The organism is Kitasatospora sp. NPDC059088, from assembly GCF_042738155.1.
Lineage (GTDB): Bacteria > Actinomycetota > Actinomycetes > Streptomycetales > Streptomycetaceae > Kitasatospora.
In genome coordinates, this window is record NZ_JBHYGR010000086.1 from 11574 (window position 1) to 24710 (window position 13137).

A 13137-nucleotide genomic window follows, 5' to 3' on the forward strand; every position below is an offset into this window, starting at 1 on the left:
ACCCCCCCCCCCACCCACCCCAACCGCCCCCCCACCCGCCGCCGTGGGGCGCGGCCGCGGGCTGTGGCGCGCCCCCCCCCCCCCGCCCGCGCCGTTGGTGGCGCCTGCGGCCCTGGCACGCCGCGCTCGCCCTGGCCCTGGTCGCGGCGGTGACCGCCGGCCTGCTGTGGTGGCAGCCCTGGCGCAGCGGCGAGCCCGCGCCGCTGGCCTTCACCACCGCCCCCGGCGGCTCCGCCCGCTTCGGCACCGGGGAGCACCTGTACCGCTACAAGGTGCGGGTGGAGGACGGCATCGCGGAGAGTCCGGCGCAGTTCGCCGCCGAGGTGGACGCCGTCCTCGGCGACACCCGGCGCGGCTGGGCGGCCGGGGGCACCGCGTCCTTCGAGCGGATGGCCGCCGACCCGGTGGACTTCACGGTCTACCTGGCGACCCCGGGCTCCACCGACCGGATCTGCGGCCAGTACGGGCTGGACACCGGCGGCTGGGTCAACTGCGGCGTCCAGCACCAGGTGGTGATCAACCTCAAGCGGTGGACCGAGTTGTCCGAGTTCTACCGGAACCAGCCGGAGCTGTACCACGCGCTGGCGATCAACCACGAGGTCGGGCACATCCTCGGCAACGGCCACGTCGACTGCCCGGGCCCGGGCGCCCCGGCGCCGGTGATGATGCAGCAGATCAAGGGCCTGCACGGCTGCGTCCCGAACGGCTGGCCCTACACGGACTCCGGCACCCTGCTGACCGGCCCGCCGGTCCAGGCGCCGACCGACGCGCCGTAGCGCCGGCCTCCCGGCACGCCACGCACCGCACCCCCGCCTGGCGCACAGCACTCCCCCGAAGACGGATAATCACAGGTCGGACGGTGCCCGTACCCGTCCATACCCGTCCGTACCCGTCCGCGCGTGGAGTGAAGAACCTTGTTCGATGTGGAGAACCTGGACTACCCCGTCCTGCTGGCCGCCGCCGAGGCGGCCGCCCGGGCGACCACGGGCCGGGGCCACGTCGCCGACTACATCCCGGCCCTCGCCGAGGCCGACCCGGAGGCCTTCGGCATGGCCGTGGCCACCGTCGACGGCGAGCTGCACGGCGTCGGCGACTGGGAGCGGCCGTTCTCGATCCAGAGCGTCTCCAAGCTGTTCTCGCTCGCCCTCGCCCTCGCCTACAGCCCCGACGGCGGCGAGGACCTCTGGCGGGGCGTCGGCCGGGAGCCCTCCGGCAACCCCTTCAACTCGCTGGTCCAGCTGGAGACCGAGCACGGCATCCCGCGCAATCCGTTCATCAACGCGGGCGCCCTGGTGGTCACCGACCGCCTGCAGTCCCTGACCGGCGACGCCTCCGGCGCCGTACGGCAGTTCCTGCGCCGCGAGTCCGGCAACCGGCTGCTGGACACCGACCCGGTGGTCGCCGCCTCCGAGGCCGAGCACGGCCACCGCAACGCCGCGCTCGCCCACTTCATCGCCAGCCACGGCAATCTGCGGAACCCGGTCGACACCGTGCTGGACCACTACTACGCGCACTGCGCGATCGCCGCCAGCTGCCGCGACCTCGTGCTCGCCGGCGCCTTCCTCGCCCGCTACGGCGTGCGCACCGACGGCACCCGCCTGATGAGCCGCGGCGAGGCCAAGCGCCTCAACGCCGTCCTGCTCACCTGCGGCACCTACGACGCCGCCGGCGAGTTCGCCTTCCGCGTCGGCCTGCCCGGCAAGAGCGGCGTCGGCGGCGGCGTCCTCGCCATACTGCCCGGCCGCGCGGCCGTCTGCGCCTGGGGCCCCCGCCTCGACCAGGCCGGCAACTCGGTCGCCGCCGTGACCGCCCTGGACACCCTCACCACCCTCTCCGGCTGCTCGGTCTTCTGACCCGCACCACCCGGTCCCACGGGCCGGACGGACGCTTGTGCGACAAAGTGTCAGTGGTCCATGCTGGCCGCATGAACCGCCACACGCACCTGAGCCGTCGACTCGACGTCGACCTCGGGCACGCGTGCTCGGCGATCTGTCACCGCGCGCTCTGACGCGGTGATCAGCCCGGCGCCCCCGGCGCCGTCGGGAACCCCCACCCGGGCGATCACGTGCACCACCACGCCGTCCACACCTCTCCCGACGGGAACTCCCATGCGCCTCGCGCTGCCCGCACTCGTGACCGCCGCCCTGCTGGCCCTCCCGGTCCCCGCCCTCGCGGACCCCGCCCCTGCCCCTGCCCCTGCCCACGCCGACGGCCCGTTCGGTCCGCTCCCCCCGCACAACCCGTACGCGGGGCCCGACGGCACCGCCACCATGCACGGCGACACCGGCTCCTCCGACGCCACCCCGCTGCCCGGCCCGAAGCCCGGCCCGCTCGACTCCGAGCGGGTGGCCCTCCAGTCCGCCTGCCCGACGGTGCTGGTCGGCTCGGACGGACGCCCGGTCGCGCTCTGCACCACGATCTTCGGCCTCGTCCCGACGGTCCACCTGCTCGACCCGGCCGACGGCGGTTCCGTCGCCGAACTCCCCATCGCCAAGGGCTCGTTGCTCGGCGGCGTGTACGCCTACCTGGACCAGGACGACCGCCTGGTGGTGGTGGACGGCAACCGCGACCTGCTGCGGATCGGCCACCACCGCACCGCCACCGGCGCCTGGGCGCTGACCGTGGACAGCCGGCTGTCGCTGGCCGGCGCCGTGCCCGAGGGCGACGCCGTGACCGGCCTGTCCCCGGACTGGCAGGGCCGGGTCTGGTTCGCCACCGGCGGCGGGGTCGTCGGCACCGCCGACGACCGCACCGGCACCGTCCGCACCCTCGCCCTCCCGGCCGGGGAGAAGGTCGCCAACTCCCTCTCCACCGCCCCGGCCGGCACGCTGGTGGCCACCACCCACGCCACCTACCTGCTGACCGCGGGGGCCGACGGCACTCCGCGCATCGCCTGGCGGCGGCCGTACGACCGCGGGCCGGGCCGCAAGCCCGGACAGCTCAGCTGGGGCACCGGCTCCACGCCGACCTTCTTCGGCCCGCGCACCGGCACCGACTACGTCACCGTCGTCGACAACGCCGCGCCGACCGTGCACCTGCTGGTCTACCGCACCGCCGACGGCTCCGAGGTCTGCTCCGTCCCCGTCCTCAGGGCGGGCGGCAGCGGCAGCGAGAACTCCCCGGTCGGCGCCGGGAACGCCGTCTTCGTCGCCAGCACCTACGGCTACCCGTACCCCAAGCTGCCCGCCGACGCCGGCCCGAGCGTGCCCGCCTCCGGCCGCTTCTCCGGCGGTCTCAGCCGGGTCGACGTCCGCTCCGACGGCTCCGGCTGCGACCTCGTCTGGGACACCACGGTGCGCTCCGCCGCCGTGCCGAGGCTGTCCACCGGTGACGGTCTGATCCACACCGTGCTGCGCCGGCCGGTCATCCCCGGCACCGACGCCACCTCGATCCTCGATCCGTACGACTACGCCGAGGTCGACCCGAGCACCGGCGCCGTCACCCGCACCCACTACCTCGGCGCGGGATTCCTCTTCGACACGCTCCAGATGGTCGGCTCCATCGCCCCCGGCGGCGTGGTCTACCAGGGCACCACCACCGGCATCCTGCGGATCAGCAGCGCCGGCTGACCGGCCCACCGCCACCGACCGCCCACAGCCACTGCGCGGCGCGCGGGAGTCCGCTACCGCGCGCCGCGCAGCGTGAGCACGTACGCCGCCGTGAGCGCGACCACCCGGTCACCGTCCCGCGCCAGCCCCGCGAGCGCGCGCGTCGCCGTGCTCCCCGGGATGTCCGCGAGCGCCTGGGTCAGCCGCCGCCGGGCGGGCTCGTCCACCCCGTCCCGGGCCAGCCGCTCGACGAGCCGCCCGGCGATCCGGTCCGCCAGGACGGGATCAACGGCAGCACCGACACCGGCAGCACCGCCCCCGGCGCCGCCGTTCGCCAGCGCGGCCAGCGCGTCGGCCGCGTCGGCGTCGTTCCGCTCCTCGACGATCATGTCGATGAGCGTCGGGACGGCGTCGGCCACCCGCCTGGCCCCGAGCGCCAGGGCCGCGTACCCGCGGACCACCGGATCGGGGCCGGCCAGGGCGTCCCGCAGCAGTGCGGTCGCCGCCTCGTCCGGGATCTCGGCGAGGGACCGGACAGCGCGTTCCCGCACCTCGGCCGAGGGCGAGCCGAGGCCCGGCGCCAGCAGGGCCACCGCCGCCTCGCCGGCCCGTGCCAAGGCCCACCGCAGGGCCCCGGCGGCGTTCGGGTCCGACTCGGCCAGCACCGCCTCGGCCAGTGCCTCCAGGGGGACGGGGGCCTCCTCGACCGCCGCCAGGGCCGCGCGCTGCCGCGCCCCCGCGCTCCCCGACTCCAGCCCGCGCAGGAGCGCCACGGTCCGCAGGACGTCCTCCCAGCCGCCGGGCTCCGCCGCACCGATCCGGCGCAGCCGCGTCAGCAGCTCGCTCTCCGCCGCGATGCGCTCCAGCGTGCGGGCGACGAGGTCGTCGACCAGCCCCGAGGGCGCGAAGCCCGGGTCGTCGAGCGCCCGCCCGACGTCGTGCAGCGACAGGCCGAGCGAGCGCAGGCTCTCGATGTGGAAGATCCGCCGGATGTCCGCGTCGGAGTACTCCCGGTAGCCGGAGCCGGTACGGCCCGAGGGCCGCACCAGGCCGAGCGACTCGTAGTGCCTGAGCATCCGGGCACTGACCCCGGACCGCCGGGCGACTTCACCGATCAGCACCGCCCACACCGTCCAAACCGTCCACACCGTCCGCCACCGATCGACATCCCCCGCTACCCGTCCCGTTCGGTCCCGAGGACGGCGATCCGCTTCGCCTCCTCGATCGCCGACTCGAAGCCGGCGTCCGGGTCGCGGCGCAGCGCCTCCGTGGCGAGCGCGTGGGCGCGCACCCGGGGGTCGGGGTCCGTCGTCGCGGCGGTCAGGACCGGGGCCGCCGCCTCCCCGAGCGCGACCAGCGCCCGACTGAGGCTCAGCTGCGTCTCCCGGCCGCCGCGCCCGAGCTGCGCCGCCAACCCTACGGCCAGGGCGGGCCGCTCGTCCTCGGGCGCCAGCACGACCGCGGCCCGCCAGGCGCTGCGGGCCACCTCCTCGTCGGGGTCGGACAGCAGCGCCGGGGTGACGGCCGGCCAGGCCCGCCGGTCCCCGATCTTGGACAGGGTGTGCAGCGCCTGGCTCCGTGCCTGGGCACGCTCCGAGCGGACCTCGTCGAGCAGCGGCGGGACGGTCACCGCCGCCGGGTGGCGGGTGAGCGCCCAGGTGAGCATCTCCCGCACCGGGAAGTCGGGCTCGACGGCGCACCGCTCGACCAGCCCGTCGACGAACCCCGGGTCCGGGTTCGTCCCGACGGCCAGCGCGGCCCGCAGCCGCACCGACGGGTCGTCGTGCGCCAGCCCCTTCCACACCCGCATCGTGTTCTCGTCCTCGGTCGACGTCGTCATCGGGACCACCTCCTGGAGACCAGTGAAGGGCTTGTCACCGTGTCAAGGTCAAGCCGTACGGGCTGGGCGGACGCCGAGCCGGGAGGCCGCCGGGACCCTAGATTGGGTGATCGAGGGGGTGTACCGGCGGGCCGGGCGTACGGAGGTGGGCGAGGTGATCCGCGGTGTCCACCTGGAGGCGCAGTGGCGGCGCGAGGCGCTGCGGACCAATCTGTGGGTCGTCCCGATCCTGGAGGTCGGGTTCGCCGCGGCCCTGTTCGCGGTCACGGTCTCGCTGGACCGGGGGGCGTACGACGGGACGCTGGGGCTGCCGTCCTGGGTGATCAGCGGGACGGCGGACTCGGCGCGGCAGGTCCTGGCGGCGATCGCGGCGGCGCTGATCACCGTGGTCGGCGTGGTGTTCTCGATCATGATCGTGACGCTCACGCTGGCCTCCACCCAGTTCGGGCCGCGCATGCTGCGCACCTTCATCCGGGACCGCACCACCCAGATGACCCTGGGCACCTTCGTCGGGACGTTCGTCTTCGCGATCCTCTCGCTGGTCGTCATCGGGCCCGGCCCGAGGGGCGACTTCGTCCCCCACCTGTCCATCACCGTGTGCATGGTGCTGGTCATGCTCGACCTCGCCGTACTGATCTTCTTCATCCACCACATCGCCACCTCCATCCAGCTGCCCCGGGTGATCGCGAGCATCGCGGCGGAGCTGTCGGAGGCGATCGAGGCGGGCGCGGGCGGGCCGGACCGGCCTGCCGGGGGCGGCGCGGGGCCGACGGCCGCGGAGCTGAACGTCCGGCTGGACACCTCGGGGGCGACGGTCCCGGCCCCCGCCAGCGGCTACCTCCAGTTCGTCCGGCACCGCACGCTCGTCCGGATGGCCGCGGAGCTCGACGCCGTCATCCGGCTGGACCACCGGCCGGGGCACTTCCTCGTCCAGGGCCACCCGCTGGCCACCGTCTGGCCGCCGGCGGCCGCGCCCGAGGTGGCCCGCAGCTTCGCCCGCGCCCACGTCGTCGGGTCGACCCGCACCCTCGCCCAGGACATCGCCTTCGCCGTCGACCAGTTGGTGGAGATCGCCATCCGGGCCCTGTCCACCGCGGTCAACGACACCTTCACCACCCTGACCTGCATCGACTGGCTGGGCGAGGGCCTGTGCCGGATCGCCGCCCGCTGGGACCCGAACCCCGTCCACCGCGACGAGGCCGGGTACGTCCGGGTGATGACCGTCCCGGTGAGCTACGAGCGGCTGGTCCAGCGGTCGTTCGAGAAGATCCGCCAGGCCGCCCCCGGCATGCCCGCCGTCCTGATCCGCCAGCTGGACGCGCTGGCCGAGATCATGGCGGAGACCCGGACCGAACAGCAGCGCCGGGTCCTGCTCCAGCAGGCGGAGATGATCGAACGCCTGAACCGGGAGTCGGTCCCGGAGGCCGCCGACCGCGACGACGTCCGGCGGCGCTACCTCTCGGTCCTGGCGGCCTACGCCCGGGCCGGCCGCGCGAACTGACCCCCGCCCCCGGGGCCCGCTCGGGGCCCGGAACGGAAGCGCGGAACTCGGTAGCGCTACGTGGATATGACATGTACTCTGCGTATCGCTGGTTGAACACGCTGCGGGCCTGGTCGCCACTCCGTGGGGGGAGTCACGCCCAGGCCCGATCGCCGGCCCGGGGCCCGGTTGCGCTCGTGGGGGAGCGTCAGCCGGGCCCTTCGGTGGGTCCACGTCGTTATGCCCAGCCCGACGGTGTTTCAGTCATGACAACCCGTCGGCATCCCGAAGCCCCACCGACTCCGCACCGCCGCGGCCCTCCCCCGTCACCCGCCCGCCCCCGCCGTCGGCCGTACCGGCTCTGCCAGACTGTGGCGGACGTGCAGGCCGAGGAACGGGGGAACCGACGGTGGCGGACAGCGGGGACGGCGGTACGGCCGTGACCTCGGCGGGGCGGCTGGTCGGCGGCCGGTACCGGCTGGCGCGGCGGCTCGGGGCGGGCGGTTTCGGCAGCGTCTGGCAGGCCCACGACGAGGTGCTCGGCGTGGACGTGGCCGTCAAGGAGGTCCGACTGCCGCCCGCCGCCTCGCCCGAGGAGCACTCCGAGCGCCTGCTGCGCGCCCAGCGGGAGGCCCGGCACGCGGCCCGGCTGCGCGACCACCCGAACGTCGTCGGCGTCCACGACGTGGTGGTCGACGACGGCGCCCCGTGGACGGTGATGCAGCTGATCGTCGGCCGGTCCCTGGAGGAGCGGATCGCCGGGGAGGGCCCGCTCCCGACCGCCGACACGGTGACGGTCGCCGAGGCCGTCCTCGCCGCGCTCGACGCCGCGCACCGGGCGGGGATCGTGCACCGCGACGTGAAGCCGGCGAACATCATGCTGGCCGACGACGGCGGCGTGCTGCTCGCCGACTTCGGGATCGCCGTGCAGCAGGACCAGACCGCCCTCACCGCCTCGGGCGCCTTCATCGGCTCGGTCGACTACCTCGCCCCCGAGCGCGCCCACGGCAGCCCCGCGGCCCCGGCGGGCGACCTGTTCTCGCTCGGCGCCACGCTCTACCAGGCCGCCGAGGGCCGACCGCCGTTCCGCCGGGACACCCCGGTCGCGACGCTCACCGCGGTGCTGTTCGAACAGCCGCCGCCGATGACCCTGGCCGGCCCGCTGGCCCCGCTGATCGACGGCCTGCTGGCGAAGGACCCGAACGCCCGCCTCACCGGGGCGCAGGCGGCCGCCCTGCTCGCCGGGCAGCGGCAGCCGCTGGTACCGGCCCAGCCCTCGTACCAGCCGACCGCGCTCGCCACCCAGCCGGTCGCCCCGCCGACCCTCCCGGTCCAGCCGGGAGAACCGGTCCGGCCCCCGGCGACCGGCCGGCGGGAGCGCCTGCTCGCGTCCGTCCTGGTGCCGGCCGGGCTGCTCGCCGTGTACGGCGTGTCGATGCTGCTCACCGGCGGTACCGTCAGCATCGCGGCCGGCGGGACCATGACCCCGCAGACGGTCGCCGCCATCAACCACGCGTCCGGGTCGGGCTTCCCGCTGTACTCCGCGGTCGGGCTCGCCGACACGGAACGGGCCATCGGTTACATGTCCTGGGGGTGGCTGGTACCCGCCGTGCTCGCCCTGGTCTGCGCGGCCGTCCTGCCGCACCGCCCGTCCCCGGCCCTCCGGCGCCTCGGGTACCTCTGCGCCCTGCCACTGCCCTTCGCCCTCATCGGCGTGGACCTCACCGCGGGCCCCGACGACGTCGCCCGCAGGCTGCCGCCCGCGGTGCAGGCGAACCTCACGCTGACCTTCGGGGCCGGCTGGTGGCTGCTGCACGCCGCCGCCGTGCTGACCCTGGCCGCCCTGATCTGGCAGCACGTCCGGACGGCGCGCGCGAACCGGGCCTGACGGCGGCCGGGCCCCGGTCGTCCGCACAGCGACCGGGGCCCGGGGTTCGAACGCCTGACGGCTACTCCACCGTCACGCTCTTCGCCAGGTTCCGCGGCTTGTCCACGTCCCGGCCGAGGGCGACCGCCGCGTGGTAGGCGAGCAGCTGGAGCGGGATGTTGAGGAGCAGCGGGTCCAGCTCCGGCTCGCTCTTGGGGACCAGGATGCAGTGGTCGGCCAGCTTGTCCTCGGGCCGGCGGTGGGCGACCGCGATGACCCGGCCGGAGCGGGCCTTGATCTCGCCGAGGGTGGTGAGGTTCTTGTCGAGCAGCTCGTCGTCCGGGACGAGGGCCACGGTCGGCAGCTCGGGGCTGATCAGGGCCAGCGGCCCGTGCTTGAGCTCGCTCGCCGGGTAGGCCTCGGCGTGGACGTAGGAGATCTCCTTGAGCTTCTGCGCGCCCTCCCGGGCCACCGGGTAGCCGCGGACCCGGCCGATGAACATCATCCCGGCGGAGTCGGCGTACTCGGCCGCCAGCTTCGCGATCGCGTCGGACTGGTCGAGCACCTCGCGGATCTGGTCGGGCAGCGCCTGGAGGGCGGAGACGATCCGGCGGCCGTCGGCCGGCGAGAGGTCGTGGATCCGGCCGAAGTGCAGGGCGAGCAGGGCGAAGGCGACCACGGTGGAGGTGAAGGCCTTGGTGGAGGCGACGGACACCTCGGGCCCGGCGTGCAGGTAGATGCCGCCGTCGCACTCGCGGGCGATCGCGCTGCCCACGGTGTTCACGACGCCGAGGACGCGGCCGCCCTTGCGCTTGATCTCCTGGACGGCCGCCAGCGTGTCGTAGGTCTCGCCGGACTGGCTGACCGCGACGTACAGGGTGTCGGCCTCGATCACCGGGTTGCGGTAGCGGAACTCCGAGGCGGGCTCGCTGTGGGCGGGGATGCGGGACAGCTCCTCGATCAGCTGGGCGCCCATCTCGCCCGCGTAGTAGGCGGATCCGCAGCCGAGGATCTTCACCCGGCGGATCTCGCGCAGTTCGCGGGCGTCCAGGTTGAGGCCGCCGAGGTGGGCGGTGCTGAACCGCTCGTCGAGCCGGCCGCTGAGGGTGCGCTCGACGGAGGTGGGCTGCTCGTGGATCTCCTTGAGCAGGTAGTGGTCGTAGCCGCCGGTGTCGAAGGAGTCGATCTCCCAGTCGACGGTGGACGGCTGGCGGTGGGTGGTGCGGGCGTCCGCGGTGAAGGTGCGGAAGCCGTCGGCGCGGACGGTGGCGAGCTCGCCGTCCTCCAGGTGCACCACCTGGCGGGTGTAGCGGACCAGGGCGGAGACGTCGGAGGCGGCGAACATCTCCTTCTCACCGATGCCGAGCACGATCGGGCTGCCGTTGCGGGCGACCACGATGCGGTCGGGCTGCTCGGCGTCGAGCACCGCGATGCCGTAGGTGCCGACGACCCGGCCGAGCGCGGCGCGGACGGCGTCCTCCAGCTCGACGCCCTCGGCGGTGTGCGCGGCGATCAGGTGGGAGAGCACCTCGGTGTCGGTCTCGGAGCGGAAGACCGCGCCGTCGGCGGCGAGCTTGGCGCGCAGTTCGTCGGCGTTCTCGATGATGCCGTTGTGCACGACGGCGATCCGCTCGGCGTTGTCCAGGTGCGGGTGCGCGTTGGCGTCGCTGGGCACGCCGTGGGTGGCCCAGCGGGTGTGGCCGATTCCGGTGCCGCCCTTGAAGCGGGCCGGCACGGCGGCGGCGAGGTCGGCGACCCGGCCCTTCACCTTGCGGAGCTTGATCCCGCCGGTGCGCCCGGCGACGGCGACGCCGGCCGAGTCGTAGCCGCGGTACTCCAGCCGGGCCAGTCCTTCCAGCAGGAAGGGGGTCGCGTCCTTGGGGCCGATGTAGGCCACGATTCCGCACATGCGTGGACTCCTCCAGTAAATAGCGAATGAACCCGGGGCTCAGCCGTAGACGATCCGGCGCAGCTGACGGGCCGAGAGCTCCGGCGCCGCGACGCGGCGGGCGGGCAGCTCCTCGGCGAGCCGGGCGAAGATCCGTTCGTTGGTGAGGCCGCGTGCCTGCAGCTCGCCGTGGCGGCGACGGACGTACTCCTCGGTGGTCTCGGAGAAGTACGCCAGCACCTCCGCCACGACCCGCGCCGCTTCCCGGGGCCCGAGCGGGCTGGTCCGGGAGAGGTGGGCGAGGAGGTCTTCGTGAGGGTGGGGTGAGCTCGGCACGAATGAGAACTCTAGGTCTCCCGGCGCACCGAAGCCAAAGATCTTGCCCGAATTCGGGCAGGCTCGGCGACTTTCGGCCCGGGTAACCGCGCGGACCCCTGGCCGTCGCCTTCCGGACAGGCTCTTGATGCCGCGCCGAGGGCGCCCGTAGCGTGACCCCCGCCACACGTACCCGAAGACCGGAGGGCTTGCTGATGTGCGGGATCACCGGATGGGTCGCCTTCGACCGCGACCTCACCGCCGAGCACGACGTCCTCGAGGCCATGACGGCCACCCAGGTCTGCCAGGGCCCGGACGCCGGCGGCGTCCACCTGGAGCCGCACGCCGCACTCGGCCGCCGCCGCCCCGGCGCGGCCGGCACCGACGGCGGGGCGCGGCCGCTGTCCGTCGAGCACGACGGCCGCCCACTGGCCGTGCTCGCCCTCACCGGCGAGGTCCACAACCAGCGCGAACTGCGCGCGGAACTGGAGGCGGCCGGCCACCGCTTCCGCACCCGGGACGCCGCCGAGGTCGTACTGCTCGGCTACCTGGAGTGGGGCGAGGGCCTGGCCGAGCGGCTCAACGGCGCGTACGCCTTCGCGATCTGGGACTCCCGGCACGAGGAGCTGCTGCTGGTCCGCGACCGGCTGGGCGTCAAACCGCTGCACTACCACCCCACCCCGGACGGCGTGGTGTTCGGCTCCGGGGCCAGGGCGGTGCTGGCCCACCCCGCGGTCCGCGCGGTGGTCGACCTGGACGGGCTGCGCGAACTGCTCTCCCTCACCCGCACGCCCGGCACCACCCCGTACCGGGGCGTCCACGAGGTCCGGCCCGGGCACCTGGTCCGGGTGCGCCGCGGCGGCGTCACGGAGCGCCGCTACTGGGGGCTGGAGGCGCGCGAGCACGTCGACTCCCTGGAGTCCACGATCGCCACCGTCCGGGCCCTGCTGGAGGACATCGTCCACCGCCAGCTCGACTCGGACCTGCCGCTCTGCTCGCTGCTCTCCGGCGGCCTGGACTCCAGCGCCCTCACCGCCCTGGCCGCGGCGGCGCTGCGCCGGGCGGGGGCCGGCCCGCTGCGCACCCTCGCGGTGGACTTCACCGGCCGGGACGAGGACCTCCACCCCGACCCGGCCCGCTCGACGCCGGACGGCCCGTACGCCCGGATGCTCGCCCGGCACGTCGGCGCCGAGCACGACGTGATCGCGCTGGACGCCGCCGAGCTCACCGAGCTGCGCCGCAGTCACGCCGTGCTGCGCGCCCGGGACCTCCCGGGCGGGCTCGCCGACCTGGACGCCGCCCTGCTGCTGCTCTTCCGCCGCGTCCGGGAGCGGGCCGCCGTCGCCCTGTCCGGCGAGGCCGCGGACGAGCTGTTCGGCGGCTACCCCTGGTTCCACGACCCGGTCGCGATCGCCGCCGACGACTTCCCCTGGGCCGCCCGGCTCGACGGCGGCCTGGCCGGCCCGGGCTCCGCCCCGCGCGAGCAGCTGCTCGACGCCGACCTGGTGCGCAAGCTCGACCTGGCCGGCCACCGCCGCACCCAGTACCGGGAGGCGCTCGCCGAAGTCCCGCACCTGCCCGCGGCCGACCCGGTGGAACGGCGGATGCGGGAGATCTCGTACCTCAACCTCACCCGCTTCTCCGGTGTGCTGCTCGACCGCAACGAGCGGATGAGCCGGGCCGGCGGGCTGGAGGTGCGGGTGCCGTTCTGCGACCACCGGCTGGTCCAGTACGTCTTCAACACGCCGTGGGCGATGAAGACCTTCGACGGGCAGCAGAAGAGCCTGCTGCGCGCCGCCGTCCGGGACCTGCTGCCGGCCGAGGTCGCCGACCGGGTCAAGAGCGCGTACCCGATCACCGCCGACCCGCGCTACCCGCAGCTGCTGCGCGCCGACCTCTCCCGGCTCGCCGCCGAACGGACCTCCCCGGCACTGGAGCTGCTGGACCGGCGGCGGCTGGCCGACGCGCTCGCCCCCGACACCGACCCCGGGTCGGTGCGGCTGGGCGTCGACCTGGCGCTGGACCTCGACGTCTGGCTGACGGAGTACCGCGTGACGCTGGAGCTCTGACGCACCGTCCCCCCGCCCGAACGGCGGAACGCACGCCCGGCCCGGGGGGGGGGGCGCCGGCCCGGAAGGGGGGCGCGCGCGGCGGCCCCGCCCCCGCGCCGCCCCCGCCCCCCCCCCGCGCGGCGGGGCC

11 protein-coding genes are annotated in these 13137 nt (G+C 75.0%); 6 read left to right on the forward strand and 5 right to left on the reverse strand.

Annotation, left to right across the window (positions count from 1 at the left end; translation table 11 throughout):
• The first annotated feature begins 149 nt into the window (after nt 1-149).
• Nucleotides 150-776: a DUF3152 domain-containing protein gene (locus ACFWXO_RS30570; RefSeq protein ID WP_380527661.1), complete on the forward strand. Its 627-nt coding sequence runs from the start codon at nt 150-152 to the stop codon at nt 774-776.
• Between the two features lie 156 nt (nt 777-932).
• Complete coding sequence (locus ACFWXO_RS30575) at nt 933-1853, forward strand: glutaminase (protein ID WP_375886202.1); 921 nt, start codon at nt 933-935, stop codon at nt 1851-1853.
• 50 nt (nt 1854-1903) lie between these two features.
• On the opposite strand, the gene ACFWXO_RS30580 is transcribed toward ACFWXO_RS30575, so the two are convergent.
• On the reverse strand, nt 1904-2077 hold the full coding sequence (locus ACFWXO_RS30580) for a hypothetical protein (RefSeq protein ID WP_375886011.1): 174 nt from the start codon (nt 2075-2077) through the stop codon (nt 1904-1906).
• A gap of 31 nt (nt 2078-2108) precedes the next feature.
• Here ACFWXO_RS30580 and ACFWXO_RS30585 point away from each other — a divergent pair, with 31 nt between their 5' ends.
• Nucleotides 2109-3569: a hypothetical protein gene (locus ACFWXO_RS30585; protein ID WP_380527664.1), complete on the forward strand. Its 1461-nt coding sequence runs from the start codon at nt 2109-2111 to the stop codon at nt 3567-3569.
• A 53-nt stretch (nt 3570-3622) separates the two neighbouring features.
• On the opposite strand, the gene ACFWXO_RS30590 is transcribed toward ACFWXO_RS30585, so the two are convergent.
• On the reverse strand, nt 3623-4669 hold the full coding sequence (locus ACFWXO_RS30590; RefSeq protein ID WP_375886007.1) for a HEAT repeat domain-containing protein: 1047 nt from the start codon (nt 4667-4669) through the stop codon (nt 3623-3625).
• A gap of 53 nt (nt 4670-4722) precedes the next feature.
• Complete coding sequence (locus tag ACFWXO_RS30595) at nt 4723-5388, reverse strand: HEAT repeat domain-containing protein (RefSeq protein WP_380527666.1); 666 nt, start codon at nt 5386-5388, stop codon at nt 4723-4725.
• Between the two features lie 106 nt (nt 5389-5494).
• On the opposite strand from ACFWXO_RS30595, the gene ACFWXO_RS30600 reads away from it, so the two are divergent.
• Together ACFWXO_RS30600 and ACFWXO_RS30605 are read left to right on the forward strand one after the other, a co-directional pair.
• Nucleotides 5495-6889: a DUF2254 domain-containing protein gene (locus tag ACFWXO_RS30600; RefSeq protein ID WP_380527669.1), complete on the forward strand. Its 1395-nt coding sequence runs from the start codon at nt 5495-5497 to the stop codon at nt 6887-6889.
• Nucleotides 6890-7277: 388 nt separating this feature from the next.
• The gene (locus ACFWXO_RS30605; protein ID WP_380527673.1) at nt 7278-8756 is read left to right on the forward strand and encodes a protein kinase; all 1479 of its coding nucleotides are present in this window, start codon (nt 7278-7280) and stop codon (nt 8754-8756) included.
• A gap of 61 nt (nt 8757-8817) precedes the next feature.
• Here the strand turns inward: ACFWXO_RS30605 and glmS are convergent, their stop codons facing one another.
• Together glmS and ACFWXO_RS30615 are read right to left on the reverse strand one after the other, a co-directional pair.
• On the reverse strand, nt 8818-10644 hold the full coding sequence (glmS, locus tag ACFWXO_RS30610; RefSeq protein WP_380396049.1) for a glutamine--fructose-6-phosphate transaminase (isomerizing): 1827 nt from the start codon (nt 10642-10644) through the stop codon (nt 8818-8820).
• A 39-nt stretch (nt 10645-10683) separates the two neighbouring features.
• Nucleotides 10684-10959, reverse strand: a complete 276-nt coding sequence (locus ACFWXO_RS30615) for a hypothetical protein (RefSeq protein WP_360237016.1) — start codon at nt 10957-10959, stop codon at nt 10684-10686.
• Between the two features lie 194 nt (nt 10960-11153).
• Here ACFWXO_RS30615 and asnB point away from each other — a divergent pair, with 194 nt between their 5' ends.
• On the forward strand, nt 11154-13007 hold the full coding sequence (gene asnB, locus ACFWXO_RS30620) for an asparagine synthase (glutamine-hydrolyzing) (RefSeq protein WP_380527676.1): 1854 nt from the start codon (nt 11154-11156) through the stop codon (nt 13005-13007).
• Nucleotides 13008-13137 lie beyond the last annotated feature (130 nt).

Bases quoted from the DNA above. Each gene is read 5' to 3' on its own strand.
- ACFWXO_RS30585 (WP_380527664.1), top strand. From the start codon at position 2,109: ATGCGCCTCGCGCTGCCCGCACTCGTGACCGCCGCCCTGCTGGCCCTC.
- ACFWXO_RS30595 (WP_380527666.1), bottom strand. From the start codon at position 5,388: ATGACGACGTCGACCGAGGACGAGAACACGATGCGGGTGTGGAAGGGG.
- glmS (WP_380396049.1), bottom strand. From the start codon at position 10,644: ATGTGCGGAATCGTGGCCTACATCGGCCCCAAGGACGCGACCCCCTTC.
- asnB (WP_380527676.1), top strand. From the start codon at position 11,154: ATGTGCGGGATCACCGGATGGGTCGCCTTCGACCGCGACCTCACCGCC.